The sequence below is a fragment of the Blastococcus sp. DSM 46786 genome (genome assembly GCF_900109665.1).
Lineage (GTDB): Bacteria > Actinomycetota > Actinomycetes > Mycobacteriales > Geodermatophilaceae > Blastococcus > Blastococcus carthaginiensis.
In genome coordinates this window covers 1-20747 of the sequence record NZ_FOAO01000025.1, presented here as the reverse complement: position 1 = coordinate 20747, position 20747 = coordinate 1, and the positions used below count along the sequence as shown (strand labels likewise).

Here is a 20747-nt window from a genome sequence, read left to right as displayed (position 1 = left end):
CCCGCACCGGGAGCCGATCCGGCGCGTGGCCCGCAGCCCGTCTCCCCTGACCCCGGAGCCGCCCGCCCGGCGCGGCGACCGTCACCGGTCCCGCGCGATCCCGCCGCCGTCCGGCGGCCGGCAGCCCCGGTGCGCCGGCGCCTGGTACCGCAGCGGTCGGCACCACCACCGCCGTCGCCGCTGGCCCGCTACCACGCCCAGCTGCTGGCCCGCCGCCGGCTGCGGGCGCTGGCCGCGATGACCGGTGGGTTGGGCTCCGCCGCCGTGCTGGCGCTGAGCGGCTCCGTCCTGCCGGGCGCCGGAGCCCTGCCGGCCGCCGGAGCCCTGCCGGTGGCCGCCGACGACGCGCTGGACCCGCAGGCCTGGGTGTTCCCCGAGGACGCCGGCATGGGGCCGCTGGTCATCCCGACGATCGGTGCCCTGCCCCCCGGCTCAGCCGACTGGTTCACCCCCGGTGCTCCCGCCCCGGCGGTCAGCTCCTTCCGGCCGGCAGCCCGTCCGGCCGACCCCGACCCCGACCCCGACCCCGAGCCCGCCCTCGACGTCGATCCCGGCCCACCGGCGGCGCGCGTCACCGAGCCGCCCCCGTCCGCGGCGGTCCGGGGCGAGTCGCGAGACCAGGCCGTCGCACCGCCCACCCACCCGGCACCGTCGGACGGGCCCACCGCACCGGCCACCACCCGACCACCGTCCGGCCCGTCCTCGTCGGTGCAGCCGTCCCCGGCGACGACCCTTCCGCCCACCGACCCGTCGCCCGCCGAGCCGTCGCCCACCGACCCGTCGCCCACCGACCCGTCGCCCGCCGACCCGTCGCCGGTCGACCCATCCCCGGCCGAGGAGCCACCCGCCGAGGAACCACCTCCCGTCGAGGAGCCGCCCGCCGAGGAACCACCCCCGGTCGAGGAACCGCCGCCCACCGAGGAGCCGCCGCCCGCCGAGCCCGTGCCCGTGGTGCTGGCACCCGGGGCGTCGGTAGAGGTGCTCGATCCCGCGACGAGCGGCCCGGCGCTCTCGGTCACGCTGAAGCAGGTGCGCGCCGGCGTCTCCTGCGCGGACGCCTCCGTCGTCCCGGGCAACGGCACGCTGGTGGCGGTCCGGATCACCGTGACCACCGGCGCCGATCTCTCCGTCCTCCGTGGCGAGCGCCGCGTCTCGCCCGGCGACTTCCGCCTCGTCGCGGACGACGGGTCCGTGGCCGGCGGCAGCGCGCCGGCCGGGGTGTGCGACACCGGGGCGGCCGCCTTCCCGGCGGCACCGCTCGCGCCCTCCTCGGCGGTCACCGGCACCGTGGTGCTGGACGTGCCGGCGCTGTCGGGCACGGTGGTCTTCCGCCCGGCGTGGCTGCCCTGAGCAGGCGGGTGAGGGAGCGAGGCGCGGCGCGCTGCGGCAGGGTGGGGGCATGACGACGCCGGACCCCGAGACGCCGCAGCCGCGCGACATCGCCCTGGAGCAGGAGTCGCCCGAGATGGCGGCGTCCTTGGAGGCGCAGAGCGCTCCCCGCGAGGCGCCGCAGGGAGACGAGGGCGACGTGGAGGGCCACCCCTCCTAGGACTCAGGCGCGCGACCCGCCGGTGAGCTGACGGGCGGCGATGCGCCCGTCGGCCACGTAGTACAGCGTCGTCCCCGGGCTCAGCGGGGTGTCCCACGGGGGGCTGACCGCGAGCCCCTCGGGGCCGCGCACCGCCAGCACGGTGGCGCCGAAGGTCGCGCCGAAGTGGCGCTGGCACTCACCGAACGTGCCGTGCGGGAAGCCCGGGGGCACGATCAGCGAGTACGTGTTGCGCCCCCCGTGGGTCATCAGCTCGCTGTAGACCTGCGTGATGCCCGGGTCGTTCGCCTCCTCGGTGAGCAGCGAGGGCATGTGCCACTGGACCGCCTGCACCCCGGCGCTGACGTAGCGCAGGGTGTCCCGACGCTCCAGGTCGCGCAGCGCGGCGACGAGGTGCACACCCGGGTGGGCGTGCTCGACGGCGACCGCCACGGCGAGCGTCTCGTTGTCGTCGCGGACGTCGACGACCACCGTCCGGGCCTGGCGCACGCACGCCCGCCGCATGACGTCCTCGTGGGTGAGGTCGCCGCGGACGAAGTGCACCGCGGGTTCGTCGGGCATCGGGTTCTCCGAGACGTCCTCCCAGGCGCAGAGCGCGACCTGGGTGCGCCCCTCGGCGGTCAGCTCCGCGACGATCCGCTCGGTGCGCCCGGGCCAGTAGCCCAGCAGCACCACGTGGTCGGACAGCTCCAGGGGGACCACACCTCTCAGACGCCGGCCCCGCAGCGACTGCAGGGCCTCGGACAGCTGGGTGAACAACAGGGTCAGGGTCACGATGCCGCCCACGATCACGTAGGCGCCGACCAGCCGGCCGGGGATCGAGCTCGGGAAGACGTCGCCGTAGCCCACGGTCGCGGCGGTGACCAGGAAGTACCACCAGTAGGTGCCCGGCGCGGTGATCGCGCTGCCACCGGGCTCCACCAGCGCCATGGCCAGCCAGCTGGACAGGAAGACGAACACCGCGACCGCCAGCGGCAGCCGCCAGCCGCTCAGGCGCAGCCGGACGAACCGGGCGAAGTGGACGAAGAACGGCAACGGAGCTCCAGGGGCGGGAACCGGGACGACGCAAGCTACCGCGACGCGCCCGGTGGCAGCACGACCCCGACCACCCGCGCGGCCAGCTCGGCCAGCACCCGCGGGGCCTCGGCGAGGCAGCGCCGGACGTCGGGCTCGACCTCGGTCAGCGCGTGCCCGGCCACGAACCCCGCCGCCCGCAGCCGCTCCGGGGCCAGCCGCACCGCGCCGGCCAGCGCGAGGCACGGCACCCCCGCCGCGGCCGCCCGGGCCGCGACCTCCGCCGGGGCCTTGCCGCGCAGCGTCTGCTCGTCGAGCGACCCCTCGCCGGTGATCGCCAGAGCGGCGCCGGTGAGCGCGTCGTCCAGCCCGACCAGGTCGCAGACGTAGCGGGCACCGGAGCCGACGCCCCGGGCGATCGTGGCGGCCAGGCCGCCCGCCGTGCCCCCGGCCGCACCCATCGCCGGCCGGCCGAGCAGGTCGACACCGAGGTCACGCCGCACGACGGCGGCGAACCGGCTCAGCGCGGCGTCGAGCACCGCGACCTGCTCGGGTGTCGCCCCTTTCTGCGGGCCGAAGACGGCCGCGGCCCCCTCCGGCCCGGTCAGCGGGTTGTCGACGTCGACGCCGACGACCAGCTCCGTCCCGTGCAGCCGGGGGTCGCGCGCCCCGACGTCGATGCGGTCGAGCCGGGCCAGCCCCGCGCCCCCGCGCGGCACCTCCCTCCCCTCGGCGTCGAGCAGCCGGACGCCGAGCGCCTGCAGCAGCCCCGCGCCGCCGTCGGTCGTCGCGCTGCCGCCGGCCCCGAGCACGATCCGCCCGGCCCCCGCGTCCAGCGCCGCACGGACGAGCTCGCCGACGCCGTACGTGGTCGCGGTGAGCGGCGCCGGGCGCTCCAGCAGCCCGAGCCCGGCCGCCGAGGCGAGCTCCAGCACCGCCGTCGTCCCGTCGACGGCGAACACGGCGTCGACCGGCCGGCCGTCCGGCCCGCTGACCCGGGCGGTGCGGGCCCGGTACCCGGCGCGGAGCGCGGCGGCCACCGTGCCCTCGCCGCCGTCGGCGACCGGGCGCAGCACCACCTCGGCGTCCGGGCGGGCCCGCAGCACGCCCTCGGCGACCGCCTCGGCGGCGCGGTCGGCGGCGAGGCTCCCCTTGAACGAGTCGGGCGCGATGACGACGTGCACGCCGGGCAGCATGCCGCAGATCGCCGTACGTTCGAGGTCGTGACCGCCGACACCCCCGACTTCTACGCCATCGAGGACCTCCTCGAGCCCGCCGAGATCGAGCTCCGCGACCGGGTGCGCGCCTTCTGCGACGCAGAGGTCATCCCGCACATCAACGACTACTGGGAACGCGCCGACTTCCCGTTCGAGATGGCGAAGCAGCTGGCCGGGCTGGGCATCGTCGGCGGCACCATCGACGGCTACGGCTGCCCCGGGATGAGCAACGTCGCCGCCGGCCTGGTCGCGGCCGAGCTGGCCCGCGCCGACGGCAGCATCGGCACCTTCAACGGGGTGCACAGCTTCCTCGCGATGCAGTCGATCGCGGTCCTCGGGGACGAGGAGCAGCGGGAGCGCTGGCTGCCGGCGATGGCGCGGCTGGAGAAGATCGGCGCCTTCGGCCTCACCGAGCCCGCCCACGGTTCCGACGCCGTGGCGCTGGAGACCTCCGCCCGCCGCGACGGCGACGCCTACGTGCTCAACGGGCAGAAGAAGTGGATCGGCAACGGGTCGATCGCCGACTACGTGATCATCTGGGCCCGCGGCGAGGACGGGGCCGTCGGCGGCTATGTCGTCGAGAAAGGCAGCCCCGGCTACGAGGCCACGGTCATGACCGGCAAGACGGCGCTGCGGGCGGTGTGGCAGGCGGAGATCACGCTGACCGACGTCCGGGTGCCCGCGGAGAACAAGCTGGCGAACTGCCACTCGTTCAAGGACGTCTCGCAGATGCTCGACCGCACCCGGTACACCGTCGCGTGGCGGGCCCTGGGACTGGCGACGGCGTCCTACGAGCTGGCGCTGGCGCACGCGATGCAGCGCGAGCAGTTCGGCCAGCCGATCGCCGGCTTCCAGCTGGTGCAGGACAAGCTGGCCCGGATGCTCGCCGAGATCACCTCGATGCAGCTGATGTGCTGGCGGCTGTCGAAGCTCGCCGACGCCGGCCGGATGACCGCGGCGATGGCGTCGCTGGCGAAGATGAACCACGCGGCGAAGGCCCGGGCAATCGTGGCCGACGCGCGGGACATCCTCGGCGGTGACGGGATCCTGCTGGACCACCACATCGCCCGGCACCACGCCGACATGGAGGCGATCTTCACCTTCGAGGGAACCGATTCGGTGCAGGCGCTGATCGTCGGCCGCGCGGTCACCGGGATGTCGGCGATCAGCGGGCGCAAGCCCGACAAGGGCTGAACAGATCGGCCGGCTGCGGCCGGCCGGTCCGGGCGCGGTGCCCGGGGGTCAGCGGGCGGTGGTCAGCCGGCTGTCGACGGCGGTGAGGCGCGCGCACTCCGGGCAGCCGGTGCGGCCGACGCCGACGCGCTCCCACTTCTGCGTGCCCCAGATCTGGACGATGGCCCCGCAGACGGCCAGCTCGACCTCGCCGTCCAGCTCGGCCGGCGGGCGGTGCGCCTCCACGGCGTGCCACGGGTAGCTCTGCTCGGTCCGCTGCCCGCCCGACCAGCGGTCGGGACGGGCGAATCCCACGGCGTACGTGTCCACGGGTCACACGTGCCCCGGATCACCGGAGCTCAATCCCCCCCGATCGGGCGAATGCGGCTCCGGGTCGGACGCACCCTCGCCACCCTGCGTCACCGACCCACCCGGGGCGCCGGCGCCGACCGCCACACCTCCGGGGACCGCGTCCCCGCGCTACCGTCGGAGGCTCGCGCGGGAGGTGCACGCAGATGGACCCGATCAGCCTGCTGGTGGGTGCGGGGCTGCTCGGCGCCGGCTTCCTGGCCGGGCGCCTCGGCCGGAACCGGGCCGGCGCCCCACCCCCGCCGGTGACGCCGCTGTGCGGCTGCGGCCACACGCTCAGCCAGCACGACACGGCGGCCAACACCTGCTACGCCGAGCTGCGCCGCGACACCTACGACAAGCGCGGGCGCTGGTCGGGGCACAGCTGGGTGCCCTGCACCTGCCGCCAGTACGTGGGCCCGCGACCGGTCGACGAGGTGTTCGTCCCGCGGGTGCTCCCGCCGGCCCACTGAACGCGCCCCCGCGCGGGCATGCAGCCCGGGTGAGCACCCCGTCCGGGCGCCCCCGCCCCGCCCGTACCGACGACCTGCTGGCGCTGACCGAACCGGCCCGCGCGCTGGTCAGCGCGGGCGCGCTCGCCGTCGGCGCCCCGCTGCTGCGCCGGGCACCGCGCGGCGAGCCGCACCCGGTCGTCGTCCTGCCGGGCTGGCTCGCCTCCGACGTCTCCACCCGGACGCTGCGCGGCTGGCTGCGCCGCCTCGGCTACCCGGTGGTGGGCTGGGACCTCGGGCGAAACCACGGCCCCCGGCCCGAGGTGGTGGACGGCGTCCGCGACCTGGTGCGGCGGCTCGCCGACGAGCACGGCGGGCCGGTGAGCATCGTCGGGCAGAGCCTGGGCGGCATCTTCGCCCGCCGGCTGGCCGAGCGCTCCCCCCGGCTGGTGCGCCAGGTCGTCTCCCTCGGCTCCCCCTTCGCCGCGGCGCCCGCCCGGCCCCGCCGCGCCGCCTCCGGCGCCGGCATGTACGGCGAGTACCGGCGGCTGCGGGCGGTGGAGGACGTGCGCCCCGCCCCCTCGCTGCCGGTTCCGAGCACCTCGGTCTACTCGCGGTGGGACGGCGTCGTCGACTGGCGCAGCTGCCTGCAGCAGGAGGGGCCGACCAGCGAGAACGTCGCCGTGCACGCGAGCCACCTGGGCATGGGGGTGGACCCGGCCGTGCTGTGGGTCGTCGCGGACCGGCTGGCCCAGCCCCGGGGCGCCTGGCGGCCCTTCCGGCGGCCCGACCGGTTCGGGCTGCGGACGCTCTTCCCGGAGGGATGACCGACCGGGCGGGTCCGGGGGCACGGGACCCGCGACCGGTCGGGTGGCTCAGCCGCGCAGCACTTCGCCGAAGCGGGCGCTGGTCTCCTCGATGGCCTGCTGCGCCGCCGGCGAGATGGTGCCCATGTCGAAGAAGCCGTGGATCATGCCGTCGTAGCGCCGGACGTCGACGGTCACGCCCGCGGCGCGCAGCGCCTCGCCGTAGGCCTCCCCCTCGTCGCGCAGCGGGTCGTACTCGGCCGTGACCACCACCGCGGGCGGCAGACCGGCGAGGTCGGCACCGTGCAGCGGCGACAGGCGCGGATCCAGCGCGTCGTCCCAGCCCTCGGCGTAGTGCCCGTAGAACCAGTCCATGGTGTCCTTCTCGAGGAAGTAGCCCTTGGCGTTCTCGATCCGGGACGGGTACTCCCCCTCGGCGTCGACCGCCGGGTAGATGAGGAACTGCGCCGCCAGCGGCGTGCCGTCGGCGTGCAGGGCCTGGGCGACCACGGCGGAGAGGTTGCCGCCGGCGCTGTCCCCGGCGACGCCGAGCCGCTGGTCGCCGCCGAACTCCTCGAGGTGCGCGGCGATCCAGCGCGCCGCCGCCACGGCGTCGTCCGCAGCCGCCGGGAAGGGGTGCTCCGGGGCCAGCCGGTAGTCGACGGCGACGACGACGGCGCCACTGCCCCGGCAGACGCTGCGGGCCATGTTGTCGTGGGTGTCGAGGTCACCGATCACCCAGCCGCCGCCGTGGAAGAAGACGACGGTCGCGAAGGGTCCCTCGCCCTCCGGGCGGTAGACGCGGGCCTTCAGGTCCCCCACGGCGCCGGGCACGGTGCGGTCCTCGGTGGACCCCACCGGCACCAGCTGCTCGGGGGTGCGGGCGCCGTGGGTCAGCGCCAGGTACAGCGCCCGCCCGGCCTCGGGGGTGCCTTCGTACATCGGCGGCAGGCCGGCCTGCTCCATCATGGTCAGCATCGCGGCGATGTTCTGGTCGACGGGCACGTGGGCTCCTGATCTGTCGGAAGTGGGCGGTCAGCGGTAGGCGAGGGACTTGTCGTCGAGGTCGACGGCGGGCAGCGCCGTCCGTTCCTCCGCGTACTCCAGCAGGTGGGTCCAGGGCTCGCGGTCCCCCTGCTTGAACATGCGGTCGACCGAGCGCATGACGTAGCCGGAGTTGAAGTTCTCCGGATCGGCCCACGGCCGCAACGGCATGTCCTCGTCCTCGGGGCGCAGCGTCGGCACGACCGTGGTGGCGCCGCGTTCCTCCATGTGCGCCAGCAGCCGGCAGACGAGCTCGCTGACCAGGTCGGCGCGCAGGGTCCAGCTGGCGCGGAAGTACCCGAACACGTAGGCCATGTTGGGCACGCCGCTGATCATCGTGCCCCGCCAGGTGACCCGTTGCGTGAAGTCGACCGGCTCGCCGTCCACGGTGAAGGCGACACCCCCGAAGAGGCACAGGTCGAACCCGGTCGCGGTCACGACGACGTCGGCCGCCAGCTCCTCGCCCGAGGAGGTGCGGATGCCGGTCCCGGTGAAGGTCTCGATCGTGTCGGTGACGACCGACGCCTTCCCCTCCCGGATCGCGGCGAACATGTCGCCGTCGGGCAGCAGGGCCAGCCGCTGCTGCCACGGCCGGTAGGTCGGGCTGAAGTGCTTCGCGATGTCGAAGTCCTCGGGCAGGAGGGGACGCATCGCCTCGATGAGCATCTCGCGCAGCTCGTCGGGCGACTCGAACGACAGCCGGGTGATCTCGTCGCCCTCGGCGATGTAGGCCCGGCGGAGGATCTCGTGGGTCCAGTCGTCGGGCACGTCGAGCGCGCGCAGCGTCTCGGCCAGCTCGTGCGTGCGGGGGCGGGCGAAGAAGAAGGTCGGGGACCGCTGCAGCATCGTCACGTGCGCGGCCGTCTCGGCCACGGCCGGGACGATCGTCGCCGCGGTGGCGCCCGAGCCGATGACGACGACGCGCTTGCCGGCGTGGTCGAGGTCGTCGGGCCACTGCTGCGGGTGCACGACCACCCCGCGGAACCGGTCCATGCCCGGCCACTCCGGCCGGTAGGGCTGCCCGTGGTCGTAGTAGCCCTGGCACATCCACAGGAAGTCGGTGGTGAGGGTGAGCGCCTCGCCGGTGTCCTCCCGGGCGACCTGCACCGTCCACCGCCGCTCGGCCGACGACCAGCTCGCGGTCGTCACGCGGTGCCGGTAGCGGATGCGCCCGGCGAGGTCGTCCTCGGCGATGACCTCGTCGAGGTAGGAGAGGATCTCCGCCGAGGTGGCGATCGAGGCGCCGCGCCACGGCTTGAACCGGTAGCCGAAGGTGAACAGGTCGCTGTCGGACCGGACCCCCGGGTAGCGGTGGGTCCACCACGTGCCGCCCCGGTCGTCGAGGGCGTCGAGGATCGCGAAGGACCGGTCGGGGAAGCGCTCCTTCAGGTGGTGCGCCGCCCCGATGCCGGAGATGCCGGCGCCGATGACGAGCACGTCCACGTGCTCGGTCGTGGGTGAGACGACTGGCTGCTCCAGCGTCGCGGTCATGACTCCCCCCTCGCTCGGTGATCTGGCTCACTGGCGCGAACGTAGCCTCGGGGGGTCGGTGTGAGCCATGGCACAATCGGCCGCACCTTGATGATTTCGGCCAACTCCGCCCACGCCACGGCCCGGGGCACGGGCAGCGCAGCGCTGCTGTGCGCGCTCGGCGAGGAGCACGGCCTCCCGCGGGGTCGGCTGCTCGCCGGGGCCGGCATCACCGAGGTGCAGCTGGCCGACCCGGGAGCGGAGATCAGCGCCGAGCAGGAGGTCCGGCTGGTGGCCGCGCTCGCCGCGGAGCTGCCCGAGGACGGCGGTCTGGCCGCCGGGGGCCGCTACCGGCTGGCCACCTACGGGATCTGGGGCTTCGCCCTGCTCTCGAGCCGCACCCTCCGCGCCGGGCACGAGGTCGCGATGCGCTTCCTCGACCTGACCTATGCGCTCACCCGGGTCAGCGCCGTCGAGGACGACGGCGAGCTCCGCCTCTTCTTCGACGACCTCGACCTGCCCGAGCCCGTGCGGCGGTTCGTCCTCCTGCGCGACGCCACGGCGGCGCTGCAGCTCTGGCGGGAGTCCCTCGGCCGGCCGGTCGTGCCCCGGCGGGTGGAGCTGCGGCTGCCCGCACCGGTCGACCCCGCGCCCTTCGCGGCGGCGTTCGGGGTGCCGCCGCGGTTCGGGGCGCCGCGGTCGACCGTGGTCTTCGACGCCACGCTGCTCGACCAGCCGCTCCCCCAGGCGGCGCCGCTGACCGCCGCCCTGTGCGAGGCGCAGTGCCGCGAGCTGCTCGAGCGGCGGGTGTCCCGCCGGGGCCTGAGCGGCCAGGTGCGGGATCTGCTGCTCCGCCACCCGCAGCAGATGCCCGGCCAGGAGGCGGTCGCCGCCGAACTGCACATGAGCGTGCGCACCCTCCGCCGCCGCCTCGGCGAGGAGGGGACGAGCTTCCGCGCCGTCGTCGACCAGACCCGCCGGCACCTGGCCGAGGAGCTGCTGGTGACCGTGGGGCTCAGCGTCGAGGAGGTCGCCGAGCGCATCGGCTACTCCGAGGCCTCCGCCTTCGTGCACGCCTTCCGGCGCTGGACGGGCGCCAGCCCGCGGCGCTGGGCGCGCACCGCCGCCCGGGAGTGAGCCGGCCCGGTCAGGCCCACGCCGTGCCGGCGGCGAGCACGACCAGGGCCGCGGTCGTCCCGGTCTCCACGACCGCGCCGAAGACGTCGCCGGTGACCCCGCCCAGCCGGCGTGCCGCGTGCGCGGTGAGCCCCGCGCCGGCCGCCAGCGCGACCAGCACCGCGGCGACGGCCCAGGCCGCATCGGCCGCGGAGCCACCCGCCAGCACCCGCAGCCCGGCCGCGGCGGTGAGCAGCAGCAGCGTCGCCGTCCACCGCACCGCCGGCGAGCCGGCGCCGGCCACCAGCACGCCCAGCGCCGAGCCGGCCGCCGCCGGTCGCGCGGCCGCGTGCAGCACCGCCACCCGGCCGGCCGTCGTCGCCAGGACGACGCCCACCGGGCCGGCGGCCCGCGAGGAGTCCTCCAGCACCGCCGACAGGGCCGCCACCTGCACCAGCAGCACGCAGACCAGCGCGGCGACCCCGAACGCACCGACGTCCGGGCGCCGCATGAGGGCCAGCGCCTGCTCGGCCGGCCGGCCGCTGCCCAGGCCGTCGGCGAGGTCCGCGGTGCCGTCGAGGTGCAGCCCGCGGGTCAGCAGGGCGAGGGAGCCGACCACGAGCGCGGCGGCCAGCAGCGGCGCCCCCTCGCCGTCTCCCCGCCACACCGCCAGCGCCGGCACGGATGCCAGCGCACCGAGCAGCGCGCCCACCAGCGGCAGCCAGCGCAGCACACCGGGGCCGGGGACGCGCGCGGACGCCGGGACCGGCAGCACGCTGAACACCCCGAGCGCGGCGAGCGGGCCCCCGCCCGTCACCGGAGCCGCTGCGGGAGGCCGGCGGTGAGCAGCCAGACGCGCTGCGAGGCGGCGGCGACGCGCGCGTTGAGGATGCCCAGTTCGTCGCGGTAGCGGCGGCCCGAGGCGGTCGCCGGCACGACGCCGGAGCCGACCTCGTTGCTCACCGCGACCACCCGGCGGCGGGTGCCGGCCCAGGCGGCGACGAGGTCGTCGACCGCGGCGGACAGGCACGCGTCGGCGCCCTCGGCCCCGGTCCAGACGCCGCAGTCGTCCATCACCCGGGCCAGCCAGGTGGAGAGGCAGTCCACCAGCAGCGGCGGGCCCGGCTGCCCGAGCACGCCGACCAGGTCGACGGTCTCGACCGTGCGCCAGGACGCCGGGCGGCGGTCGCGGTGCAGCGCCACGCGGTCGGCCCACTCGGGGTCACCGCCGTCGGCGGGCAGGCCGCAGGCCACGTACTCGACGTCCCGGGCGCGGACGAGCAGCTGCTCGGCGTACCGGGACTTCCCAGAGCGGGCACCCCCGAGCACCAGCGCCCGGCGGGGCGGGCGGCCGATCACCGCACCCGCCCGGCGGTGCGCCGGGCGCGCAGCGCGGTGAGCAGCAGCTGGGCGGCGAGCGCGGCGCCGATGCCCTCCCCCGCGCGCAGGCGGAGGTCGAGCAGCGGCTCGAGCCCGAGCTCGGTGAGGACGGCGGCGTGCCCGCGCTCGCGGCTGCGCTGACCGGCGACCAGCGCCGTCTGCGCGGCGGGCTCCAGGCGCACCGCGACGGCGGCGGCCACCGAGGTGACCAGGCCGTCGAGGACCACCGGCGCGCCGCCCGCGGCCGCGCCGAGCGTGATGCCGGTGAGCACGGCGACCTCCGGCCCGCCGAGCGCGGCGAGGAGGGTCATCGGGCCGGCGGAGCCGTGCTCCTGCCGGACGCGGGCCAGCGCGCCGCGGACGACGGCGCGCTTGCGGTCCAGCATCGCGGCGTCGGCGCCGGCACCCAGCCCGACGGCGTCGTCGGGGTCCAGGCCGAGCAGCCCGCAGGCGAGCGCGGCGGCCACCGTGGTGTTGCCGATGCCGACCTCGCCCAGGCACACCAGCCCGGTGGCGGCGAGCTCCCGTCCGAGCTCCCGGCCCTCCGCCACGAGGGCGGCCGCGGCCCCCGCGGTCAGGGCGTCGGCGGTGAGCAGGTCGCCCTGCGCGTCCGGGGAGACCGCGTGGTGGGCGCGCACCCGCAGCCCGGCCTGGCGGGCGGTCGAGGCCCCGAGCGAATCGCCGGTGCCGGTCGCGGCGAGCACGTCGGCGGTGACCGACGCCGGGTACGCGGAGACGGCGTGCGCGCGGGCGACGGGGTGGTCGCCGGCGACGACCACCAGCGTGCCGGCGTCGGGCACCTCACCGGGCAGGGCCAGCACCCGGTCGACGGCGCGGTCGAGCACCCCGAGGGACCCGGGCACGGCGAGCAGGTCGTCGCCGGTGTCGCGCGCGGCGACCACCGCCTCGGGCCGCGGGCCGGCGAGGTGGCTGACCGGGGCGGCGGGGCTGTCGTCGGCCGGCCAGCGCTCGCGCAGCACGACCTCCTCCAGGGCGGCCCGGCTCGACCAGCCCTGGCGCACCAGCCCGGGCTCCGGCGGGCGCTCGTCGGGCCAGCCCAGGCAGAGCCAGCCGAGGGTCTGCACCCCCTCGGGCAGGTGCAGCAGCGCGGCGAGGTCGGCCGGCTGGAAGAGCGTCACCCAGCCCATGCCCAGGCCGGCCGCGCGAGCGGCCAGCCACATGTTCTGGATCGCGCAGGCGCAGCTCCAGAGGTCGGCGTCGGGGAAGGTCGCCCGGCCCAGCACCCCGGTGGCGTGGGTGCGGCGGTCGCAGGCGACGACGACGCCCAGCGGCGCCTCGCGGATGCCCTCGAGCTGCAGGTCCAGCAGCCGGGCGCGGCGGTCGGGGGTGAGCAGCTCGGCCTGGCGCAGCCGCTCGCGGTCGGCCAGCACGGCGGCGCGGTCACGGGTGGCCTGCTCGGTGACGACGACGAAGCGCCAGGGCTGCGAGTGGCCCACCGACGGCGCCCGGTGGCCGGCCTCGAGCACCGGCCGCAGCAGCTCCGGGGGCACCGGATCGGGGCGGTAGCGGCGGATGTCGCGGCGCGCCCCGACGACCGTGTGCAACGCCTCGACCGTGGCGGCGTCGAAGGCCCAGCCCGCGGGATCGGCGGCCCGCTCGGCGGCGTGGGTCTGGTCACCGATCACCGGGACCGGCCGGGGCCAGGTCATGCCAACTCCTCCATCGGGTCTCCCGGGAACCCTCGCACGCCCGCACGTGCGCGCGGACCCCGGTTCCCCCGCAGGGGTGCGCCGGTCAGCGGTCGGGGGCCGCCGGCTCGCGGAGCGCCCGGCGGCCGTCCACCATCCTGGTGCACGTCCCCGCCGGCCGAGGGCCGGAGCCCGCCGCAGAGGAGATCCTGTGACGCTCGACGTCGTCTCGCTCACCCCGACCCCCGACCGGTACCGGTACGTCTTCGGCGGCGCACCCGAGCCGCTGGTGCGGGTGCAGCCGGGCACCGTCGTCGAGCTCACCACCGAGGACTGCTTCGGCGGCCGGGTGACCAGCACCGACGACCTGCCCAGCCGGGTCTGCGACTTCTCGCGACTCAACCCGGTGACCGGGCCCATCCACGTGGAGGGCGCCGAGCCCGGCGACACCCTCGCCGTCCACCTCGTGGAGATCGCACCGGCCCGCGACTGGGCCGTCTCCACGACGTTCCCGCACTTCGGGGCGCTGACGGCGACGCACAGCACGGCGATGCTGCACGACCCCCTGGAGGAGGTCGTGTGGGTGTACGAGGTCGACCGCGAGCGGGGCACCTGCCTGTTCCGCCCGCGCCGCGGTGGGCCGGAGGTGGAGCTCCCGCTCGACCCGATGCACGGCACCGTGGGGGTGGCGCCCGCCGGTGGGGAGGCGTTCGCGACCATCACGCCGGGCGCGCACGGCGGGAACATGGACACCCCGGAGATGCGGGCGGGGGTGACGGCCTACTTCGGCGTCAACGTCCCCGGCGGTCAGCTGTCGATCGGTGACGGGCACTGCCGCCAGGGCGAGGGCGAGGTGTGCGGTACCGCCGTCGAGGCGGCGATGCGCACCGTCGTCGTCGTCGACCTGGTCACGGGTGGCGGACCGGCCTGGCCGCGGCTGGAGACCGACGACTTCCTCATGTCGACCGGTTCGGTCCGGCCGCTGGAGGATGCCTACCGGGTGAGCCAGCACGACCTGGTCACCTGGGCCGCCGAGCTCACCGGCTGGGACACCCTCGACGCCTACCAGCTGGTCAGCCAGGCCGGCCTGGCGCCGGCCGGGAACGTCGTGGACACCAACTACACGATGGTGGCCAAGCTGGCGAAGGCCTACCTGGGCCGCGAGGGCGTCGTCGCCGCCGACGGCGTCCACGACCGGCTGCGGCAGACCGCCGCGGCCTACCTCGCCCAGCGCTGAGGGTCGCCGGGTCGTCGTCGTGCCGGCAGCGGCCGCGACGGCGACCCGGCAGCCGAGGTCACGGTGACGCGTAGCCCGCCGGCCGGACCTCGAGCCGGCCGTCACGGGGGTCCTCGGAGAACAGCAGGGCACCGCTGCGCCGGCTGTCCGGCGGCACGTAGGCGATCGTGGCCGACGCCTGCTCCACCTCGCGGCCGCCCCGGGTCAGGGAGCCCGAGACCTCCAGCTGCTCCGCCGTCCGGCCCCCGCTGTTCTCCACCCGGAAGGCGACCGCCCAGCCGTCCCCGCGCGGCTCGACCGCCGTCACCGTCACCGCGAGCTCAGGGGCGGACCCCCGTCCGGTGACCACCTGCTGGACGAGGAAACCGAGCAGGACGAGGACCAGCAGCCCGCCCAGGGCGCCCAGGGCGTACTCCCCCGCCGTCGTCCGCTCCGGCCGCGCCGTCTGCTCCTCGGATTCGTCCACCGGGCCCTCCCTCACAGGATGAGCCGCGCCGCCGCGGCTCCGACGCTGGCCGGGAAGCCCAGCACGACGGTCTGGCCGACCACCACCGCGGCCCCGGTGCCGTCGAACCGGCCGAAGGTCCACAGCACGTAGGCCGAGACCAGGAACGCCGCGGCGTACCCCACCACGGTCAGCGTCAGGAACGACCCGACGAACCCGGTGGACCGTTCCTGCCCCCGGAAGCCGACGGTGTACACGAAGCCGTGCATCACGACCAGGCTCAGCACGACGAGCAGCCCGGTGCCCACCGTGCTCATCTTCGCGGCCAGCAGGACCACCTCCTCGGTGGGGGCGATGTTGGCGGCGAAGACGACGGCACCGGCGACCATGAGGAAGACCTCGTGCCCGTACCGGCCCGGGGACCGGCGCCGGCTACCCGTCCCCAGCTGGCTGCGGGCGTAGGAGGCACCGACCGCCGCGGGGAGGGTCTCGATCGCGGTCACCGACAGCGCGTCCTCCCAGCCGCGGATCGGGTCGACGACGCCGAGCACACCCATCACCAGTGCCGTGGCGACGGCGGCGACGAGCAGGGCGACACCGGCGTCGGCGAGGTATCCCCCGACCCCCACGCCGCCGGGACCGGCGCCGAAGTAGCGGGAGAGGCCGATGACCAGGGCGACCGTGGTGACCACCAGCAGCGCCAGCCGGTACCGCTCGACGGTGTGCGCCAGGCGCCACAGCTCCATGGTCATCATCAGCGGCAGCGCGAACAGCAGCGCCCCGCCGAACGCCCGCCCGACGCCACGGGCGAGCTCGTGGTCGCGGATCCCGGTCACCCGGCACCGGGTCCCGGGCAGCGGGCGAGGAGGAGGTCCACGGGCCTCCCCCTACCCCGCCGCGCACGATCGAGCCCCGTTACGTTTTCCCGACGGAACCGCCGGTCGGGGGCCGGTTGCGGTTACCGGCGCCGCCGGTGGCAACCCACCCGGCATGCCAGCCACCTCGACCGACGACAGCTCGGGCCGCCCGCCCGTCGCCGACGGCCCCGCCGTGGTGCGCCTCGACGACGAGGCGGCCACCGACAACGGGGCCACGGGGGCGAAGGCGGCCGCGCTCGCGCGGGCGCACCGCGGCGGCCTGCCGATCGTGCCCGGCTTCGTCGTGACGACCGGGGCCGTGGAGCAGCTCGCCGGCGGCTCGCCCCTGCCCGACGACGTGCGCGCTGCCTGGCGGGAGCTCTCCGCGGAGGGACGGCGCGCCCTGGTGGTGCGCAGCAGCTCGACGGTGGAGGACCTCGGCGACTCGTCGATGGCCGGCCGGTTCGAGTCGGTGGTCGGGGTGCGCGGCCCCGAGGCGTTCGAGCGCGCCGTCGCGACGGTCGTGGCCAGCCGCGAGACCGCCGCGACCGGGTCGGACACGCTCACCGGCCGCGAGCCGCTGGCCGTCCTGGTCCAGCCCCTGCTCGACGCCCGCAGCGGCGGCGTGCTCTTCGGCATCGACCCGGTGTCCGGACGCGAGGACCGCCTCGTCGTCGCCGCGGTGACCGGGGGGCCGGACCGCCTGGTGAGCGGAGAGGTGGACGGCGACCGCTACGAGCTCGACCGCTCCGGTCGCCGCACGGACGTCACCCGCGGCGACGGCGGGGTGCGGCTGCGGAAGGCGCAGCTGCGGGCGCTGGCCGACCTGGCGCGCCGGACCGCGCAGGTGTTCGGCGGTCCCCAGGACGTGGAGTGGGCCTTCGACGAGGGCAACCACCTGCGGCTGCTGCAGAGCCGGCCGGTCACGGCGGAGGCGCGCGGCCGTCCGCACGGACCGGTGCTCGGGCCGGGCCCGGTCGCAGAGACCTTCCCCGAGCCCCTGCAGCCGCTGGAGGCCGACCTGTGGATCCCTCCGCTGCGCGACGCGCTGCGGCACGCCCTGCTGCTGGCCGGCACCGCCGACCGGACCGCCGTGGACGACTCCCCCCTGGCCAGCGTCCTGGGCGGCTGGGTCGCCCTCGACCTCGACCTGCTCGAGCCCCGGCCGGATGCCCCCCGGCTGCGCGACCGGCTCGACCCGCGCCCCCGGCTGCGGCGGCTGCGGGTCTCCTGGCGGGTGGGGCGGCTGCGCTCGGCCCTGCCGGCCCTCGCCCAGGACGTGATCGGGGCGACCGACCACGCCCTCGGCGGCGTACCGCCGCTGGGTGAGCTGACCGACCGGCAGCTGGTCGCCCTGCTGCACCGCGTCGGCCCGGCGCTGCGCTCGGTGCACGCGCACGAGGTCCTCATGGGGATGCTCGTCGACCCCGACGCCCCCCGGCTCACCGGCGTCAGCGCGGCGCTGCGCGTGCTGGGGCGGTCGCGGCAGGCCGGGCTGGCCGACGCCGAGATCGTCGCCGCCAACCCGGTCGTGCTCGCGCTCGCCGCTCCGCAGATCTGCCGGACCCCGCAGCTGCCGCCCGACGTCGAGCCGCCCGACAGCGCCCCGCCGGTCGAGGAGACCGACGCCGGGCTGCTGCGCGAGGCGCTGCGGCTGCGGGTGCGGTGGCTCCAGGAGGTGACCGCCCGGGCCGCCTGGGCCCTCGGCGAACGGCTCACCGCGACCGGCCGGCTCGGCGGCCCGGAGGAGGTCCGCGGGTTGCGGCTGGCCGACCTGGCCGCCGCCGTCCACGACTCCGCCGTGGTGCTGCGGCCGGAGCAGGAGGAGCCCGGTGAGCCGCTTCCCGCGCGGTTCCGGATGAGCGACACCGCCCGCCCCGTGCCGGTCGCCGGTGCGGCCGGCGGCACCGGCGCCGGCGGGGGTTCGGGCACCGGGCCCGTCCACCACGGGGACGACCCGCCCGAGGGAGCGGTGCTGGTGGTGCGCACCCTCGATCCCTCGCTGGCGCCGGTGCTGCCGCGGCTGGCCGGCCTGGTCGCCGAGACCGGGAGCGTGCTCGCGCACCTGGCGATCCTCGCCCGCGAGTCGGGGGTGCCCACGGTCGTGGGCCTCGCCGGAGCGCTGGAGGAGTTCGCCCCCGGCACCACCGTCCGGGTCGACGGGGACAGCGGCACCGTGGAGGAGGAGGGCTCGTGAAGAAGCTGAGCTGGCTGGTGGGGGTCGTCGCGCTCCTCGGATCCGGCGCCTACCTGTTCGTCTACATCTACCGGTGGGAGTGGCACCGCGCCCTGCTGGTCGGCGTCCTCTTCCTCGCCACGCTGGTGGGGCTGTGCACCGGCCTGGTCGTGCGCCGGCTCAACGCGGTGGGCGACACCGTGCGGGCGACCGCCGCGGCGCCGCGGCCGCCCGGAGCGCTGGACCGGCTGCGCGCGGCACCCGTGGAGAGCAAGCCGTTCCCCTGGCTCAGGCCCGCGGATCCCGACCGGACGCACATCTTCATCCCGGTGCTGCTCGGCGGTGGCTTCGTCGTCTCCGGGATCGCCTGGCTGATCGAGCGGGTCGCGGGCAGCTCTGCCCGGGAGGGGGTGGAGCAGGAGGTGGCCACCGAGTTGGAGGAGATCGCCTTCCCGGCGACCTCGCTGGTGCCCACCGAGGCCGAGCTCCTCGCCGGCGACGAGGAGTTCGGGGACGACCCCGCGCTGCGGGTGCTGCTCGGGCCGGCCGCCACCGGGACGTCGCCGTGAGGCGGGTGCTGGCCTGGGTCGCCGGCGCCGCGGTCGTCGTCGCCGGGCTCCTGCTGCTGCGCTCGGAACTCATGACCGTCGACATCCCGCAGCCGGAGGGGTCCTACACCGACGTGGTCATCGCGGTGCAGGTGCGGGAGGACCCGTCCGTGCGGGAGGAGATGACCCGAGGGCTGGTGAGCACCTGCCGGCTGCTGGTGAACGCCGGCGTGGTGGAGGACTCCTTCCGGCAGGTCGAGGCGGGGGTGTTCGCCTTCCGGGTGCGGCCCGGGCTCGACGAGTTCGACCGGCGCGAGCTCCGGGGCTGCCTGCGCGACACCCGGGTGCAGCACCTGCTCGCCGACGTCCGCCGGATCGCCACGGTGACGCCGGACGACGCGGCCGGCCGCTGAGCCCGGGGCAGCCGTCACCGGATCGTCAGCTGCCGCCCGGTGTGCCCGCCGCCGCGCGGGTACCCGGAACGGGCATGAGCCGGGTCGAGGAGCACACACACGTCCAGGGCGGCCGCAGCACCACCGGGCTGGGCCGCTTCGGGCTGCGGGCCGTCCTGGGCCTGGTCGCCCTGCTCGCCGGGGCGGTCCCCTTCCTGCTGCTCCTCCTGCTGGTCCAGGTGGAGTGGTCGCCGCTGGCCGCGCTGGACGGCGAGGTGGCGGCGGGGCTCAACGCGGCGGTGGTGGACTCCCCCACGACGGTCCGCGTCCTGCGAGCCGTCACCGACCTGGGCGGGCACCCCGCCGCGATCCTGGTCTTCACGCTGACCACGCTGTTCCTGCTGATCCGGGGGCAGCGGCGGCTGGCCGCGTTCGCCGCCGTCACCGGCCTCTCGCTGCCCGTGCTGGTCCCGCTCACCAAGGCGCTCGTCGACCGCGCCCGCCCGGTGGTGGCCGATCCGGTCTCCGAGCTCCCGTCGAACGCGAGCTTCCCCAGCGGGCACGCCACCGTCTCCCTGGTCACCTTCGGGACGCTGGCGCTGCTGGTGCTCCCGGCGGTGCGCCGCGGGCTGCGGCCCTGGGTGGTCGCCGCGGCCCTGCTCCTCGCCCTGGCCGTCGGGTTCACCCGGCTGGCGCTCGGCGTCCACTTCGTCACCGACGTGCTCGCCGGCTACGCCCTCGGCGCCGGGATCCTCGCCGTGACGACGGCGGCGTTCCGGGCCTGGCAGCACGAAGATCACCACCACCCCGACGAACCGCTGGACCCGCTCGAAGTGGAGCCGCGGGTCATGCCGCGCGCCGCCCCGACCGGGCAGCCGGCCCTGCCCGACGGGCGCCGCACCGCGGCCCGGCTGCTGGTCGCCGCCGCCGCGCTGTCGGTCGTGCTGATCGCGCTGGGGCTGCTGGTCACCGGCGTGCTGGGCGGCACCGGGCTCGGCCGCTTCGACCGGGCCGTCGTCGACGCGTTCGTCGAGGCGCGCACCCCGCCGCTCACCGACGTCACCGCCGCCGTGGAGCGGCTCTCGGGCACCGCGATGGTCATCGCGCTGCCGCTGACCCTTGCGGTGCTGGCCCTGGCGATCACCGGGAGCTGGCGGCCGGTGGTCTTCCTGCTGGTCACCGTCGCCGGTGAGCTCGGCATCTACTTCGTCGTCTCGCGCACCGTCGACCGCGCCCGGCCGACGGTCGCGGACCTCACCTCGGGCCTGCCCACGGCCGCGAGCTGGCCGTCGGGTCACGTCGCGGCGGCCGCCGCCCTCTACGGCGCCCTGGCCGCGCTCGTCCTCACCCTGGCCCGGGGCCGGTGGCGGTGGGCGGTCCTCGCCGTCCCCGTCCTGGTCGTCCCGGCGGCGGCCCTGTCCCGCATCTACACCGCGGCCCACTACCCGACCGACGTCCTCGCCGGGGCGGTCCTGGGCACGGTGTGGGTCCTGGTCTGCGCCCGGTACCTGCTGCCGGGGGTCGGCGCGCTCCGCCACCCGGCAACGGCACGCCCCCGGCAGGCGGTGCCCGCGCGCTGAGCTTGCCGTTTAACCCCTGACCTGTTGGTTGTGGGTGTCGGGATGGTTCCGTGTGGTGATCTTGCCGATGCCGTGGCGGGTGGCGCGTTGTCGGTTTTTGGCACCGGGAGGGCGTCCCGGGCCCGGGCGGGTGGGTTTCGGCGCGCTGGCCGGCTGGGGGATCTTCACGCGGAGGTGGCGAAACCCTCGTCGGACCCGGGCGGGGGTTAATCGCTCGGGAGGCAGGGGTCTCTCCCAGGGCCGGCGCAGATCCGCTGCGAGGTGGCGGGCCAGGCGCAGTTGGGTGTGGGAGGC

21 protein-coding genes are annotated in these 20747 nt (G+C 76.4%); 11 read left to right on the top strand and 10 right to left on the bottom strand.

What is annotated here, in order from left to right:
* The first annotated feature begins 129 nt into the window (after positions 1-129).
* A complete protein-coding gene (locus BMW62_RS19455) occupies positions 130-1350 on the top strand; it encodes a hypothetical protein (RefSeq protein WP_091934562.1) in 1221 nt (406 codons plus the stop codon).
* Positions 1351-1399: 49 nt separating this feature from the next.
* On the top strand, positions 1400-1549 hold the full coding sequence (locus tag BMW62_RS22800) for a hypothetical protein (protein ID WP_170852472.1): 150 nt from the start codon (positions 1400-1402) through the stop codon (positions 1547-1549).
* A gap of 3 nt (positions 1550-1552) precedes the next feature.
* On the opposite strand, the gene BMW62_RS19450 is transcribed toward BMW62_RS22800, so the two are convergent.
* Together BMW62_RS19450 and BMW62_RS19445 are read right to left on the bottom strand one after the other, a co-directional pair.
* Positions 1553-2584: an NAD-binding protein gene (locus tag BMW62_RS19450; RefSeq protein ID WP_091934559.1), complete on the bottom strand. Its 1032-nt coding sequence runs from the start codon at positions 2582-2584 to the stop codon at positions 1553-1555.
* Between the two features lie 35 nt (positions 2585-2619).
* Complete coding sequence (locus tag BMW62_RS19445; RefSeq protein ID WP_211435201.1) at positions 2620-3747, bottom strand: glycerate kinase; 1128 nt, start codon at positions 3745-3747, stop codon at positions 2620-2622.
* A gap of 39 nt (positions 3748-3786) precedes the next feature.
* On the opposite strand from BMW62_RS19445, the gene BMW62_RS19440 reads away from it, so the two are divergent.
* Entirely contained in the window at positions 3787-4974 is a 1188-nt protein-coding gene (locus tag BMW62_RS19440) for an acyl-CoA dehydrogenase family protein (protein ID WP_091934693.1), read from the top strand.
* Positions 4975-5022: 48 nt separating this feature from the next.
* Here BMW62_RS19440 and BMW62_RS19435 read toward each other — a convergent pair whose 3' ends face one another.
* On the bottom strand, positions 5023-5283 hold the full coding sequence (locus tag BMW62_RS19435; protein ID WP_091934553.1) for a hypothetical protein: 261 nt from the start codon (positions 5281-5283) through the stop codon (positions 5023-5025).
* Between the two features lie 185 nt (positions 5284-5468).
* Here BMW62_RS19435 and BMW62_RS19430 point away from each other — a divergent pair, with 185 nt between their 5' ends.
* Together BMW62_RS19430 and BMW62_RS22795 are read left to right on the top strand one after the other, a co-directional pair.
* Positions 5469-5774: a hypothetical protein gene (locus tag BMW62_RS19430; RefSeq protein ID WP_091934550.1), complete on the top strand. Its 306-nt coding sequence runs from the start codon at positions 5469-5471 to the stop codon at positions 5772-5774.
* 29 nt (positions 5775-5803) lie between these two features.
* Positions 5804-6580, top strand: a complete 777-nt coding sequence (locus tag BMW62_RS22795; RefSeq protein WP_091934547.1) for an esterase/lipase family protein — start codon at positions 5804-5806, stop codon at positions 6578-6580.
* 48 nt (positions 6581-6628) lie between these two features.
* On the opposite strand, the gene BMW62_RS19420 is transcribed toward BMW62_RS22795, so the two are convergent.
* Together BMW62_RS19420 and BMW62_RS19415 are read right to left on the bottom strand one after the other, a co-directional pair.
* Positions 6629-7564 (bottom strand): alpha/beta hydrolase, encoded by a 936-nt coding sequence (locus BMW62_RS19420; protein ID WP_091934544.1) that lies wholly within the window; start codon positions 7562-7564, stop codon positions 6629-6631.
* 30 nt (positions 7565-7594) lie between these two features.
* On the bottom strand, positions 7595-9094 hold the full coding sequence (locus BMW62_RS19415) for a flavin-containing monooxygenase (RefSeq protein ID WP_091934541.1): 1500 nt from the start codon (positions 9092-9094) through the stop codon (positions 7595-7597).
* Between the two features lie 90 nt (positions 9095-9184).
* On the opposite strand from BMW62_RS19415, the gene BMW62_RS19410 reads away from it, so the two are divergent.
* Complete coding sequence (locus tag BMW62_RS19410; RefSeq protein WP_091934538.1) at positions 9185-10210, top strand: AraC family transcriptional regulator; 1026 nt, start codon at positions 9185-9187, stop codon at positions 10208-10210.
* A gap of 10 nt (positions 10211-10220) precedes the next feature.
* On the opposite strand, the gene BMW62_RS19405 is transcribed toward BMW62_RS19410, so the two are convergent.
* Genes BMW62_RS19405 through bluB form a run of 3 tightly spaced genes read right to left on the bottom strand, consistent with a single transcriptional unit; the run spans position 10221 to position 13239 of the window.
* Positions 10221-11006: an adenosylcobinamide-GDP ribazoletransferase gene (locus tag BMW62_RS19405; RefSeq protein WP_170852471.1), complete on the bottom strand. Its 786-nt coding sequence runs from the start codon at positions 11004-11006 to the stop codon at positions 10221-10223.
* On the bottom strand, positions 11003-11548 hold the full coding sequence (locus tag BMW62_RS19400; RefSeq protein WP_244524166.1) for a bifunctional adenosylcobinamide kinase/adenosylcobinamide-phosphate guanylyltransferase: 546 nt from the start codon (positions 11546-11548) through the stop codon (positions 11003-11005). The genes BMW62_RS19405 and BMW62_RS19400 overlap by 4 nt, the downstream gene beginning before the upstream one ends.
* Positions 11545-13239: a 5,6-dimethylbenzimidazole synthase gene (bluB, locus tag BMW62_RS19395; protein WP_091934533.1), complete on the bottom strand. Its 1695-nt coding sequence runs from the start codon at positions 13237-13239 to the stop codon at positions 11545-11547. Before bluB ends, BMW62_RS19400 begins: the two co-directional genes overlap by 4 nt.
* Positions 13240-13429: 190 nt before the next feature.
* Here bluB and BMW62_RS19390 point away from each other — a divergent pair, with 190 nt between their 5' ends.
* A complete protein-coding gene (locus tag BMW62_RS19390; protein WP_091934530.1) occupies positions 13430-14455 on the top strand; it encodes an acetamidase/formamidase family protein in 1026 nt (341 codons plus the stop codon).
* 58 nt (positions 14456-14513) lie between these two features.
* Here BMW62_RS19390 and BMW62_RS19385 read toward each other — a convergent pair whose 3' ends face one another.
* Positions 14514-14921, bottom strand: coding sequence for a hypothetical protein (locus BMW62_RS19385; RefSeq protein WP_091934528.1), 408 nt, complete (start codon positions 14919-14921; stop codon positions 14514-14516).
* A gap of 11 nt (positions 14922-14932) precedes the next feature.
* A complete protein-coding gene (locus BMW62_RS19380) occupies positions 14933-15736 on the bottom strand; it encodes a TIGR02587 family membrane protein (RefSeq protein WP_170852470.1) in 804 nt (267 codons plus the stop codon).
* A 154-nt stretch (positions 15737-15890) separates the two neighbouring features.
* On the opposite strand from BMW62_RS19380, the gene BMW62_RS19375 reads away from it, so the two are divergent.
* From BMW62_RS19375 to BMW62_RS19360, 4 genes are all read left to right on the top strand, one after another.
* On the top strand, positions 15891-17954 hold the full coding sequence (locus BMW62_RS19375) for a PEP/pyruvate-binding domain-containing protein (RefSeq protein ID WP_170852469.1): 2064 nt from the start codon (positions 15891-15893) through the stop codon (positions 17952-17954).
* Positions 17951-18502, top strand: coding sequence for a hypothetical protein (locus BMW62_RS19370; protein ID WP_091934522.1), 552 nt, complete (start codon positions 17951-17953; stop codon positions 18500-18502). The genes BMW62_RS19375 and BMW62_RS19370 overlap by 4 nt, the downstream gene beginning before the upstream one ends.
* A complete protein-coding gene (locus BMW62_RS19365; protein WP_139206315.1) occupies positions 18499-18894 on the top strand; it encodes a hypothetical protein in 396 nt (131 codons plus the stop codon). Before BMW62_RS19370 ends, BMW62_RS19365 begins: the two co-directional genes overlap by 4 nt.
* A gap of 74 nt (positions 18895-18968) precedes the next feature.
* The gene (locus BMW62_RS19360; RefSeq protein WP_091934517.1) at positions 18969-20453 is read left to right on the top strand and encodes a phosphatase PAP2 family protein; all 1485 of its coding nucleotides are present in this window, start codon (positions 18969-18971) and stop codon (positions 20451-20453) included.
* Positions 20454-20747: the final 294 nt, after the last annotated feature.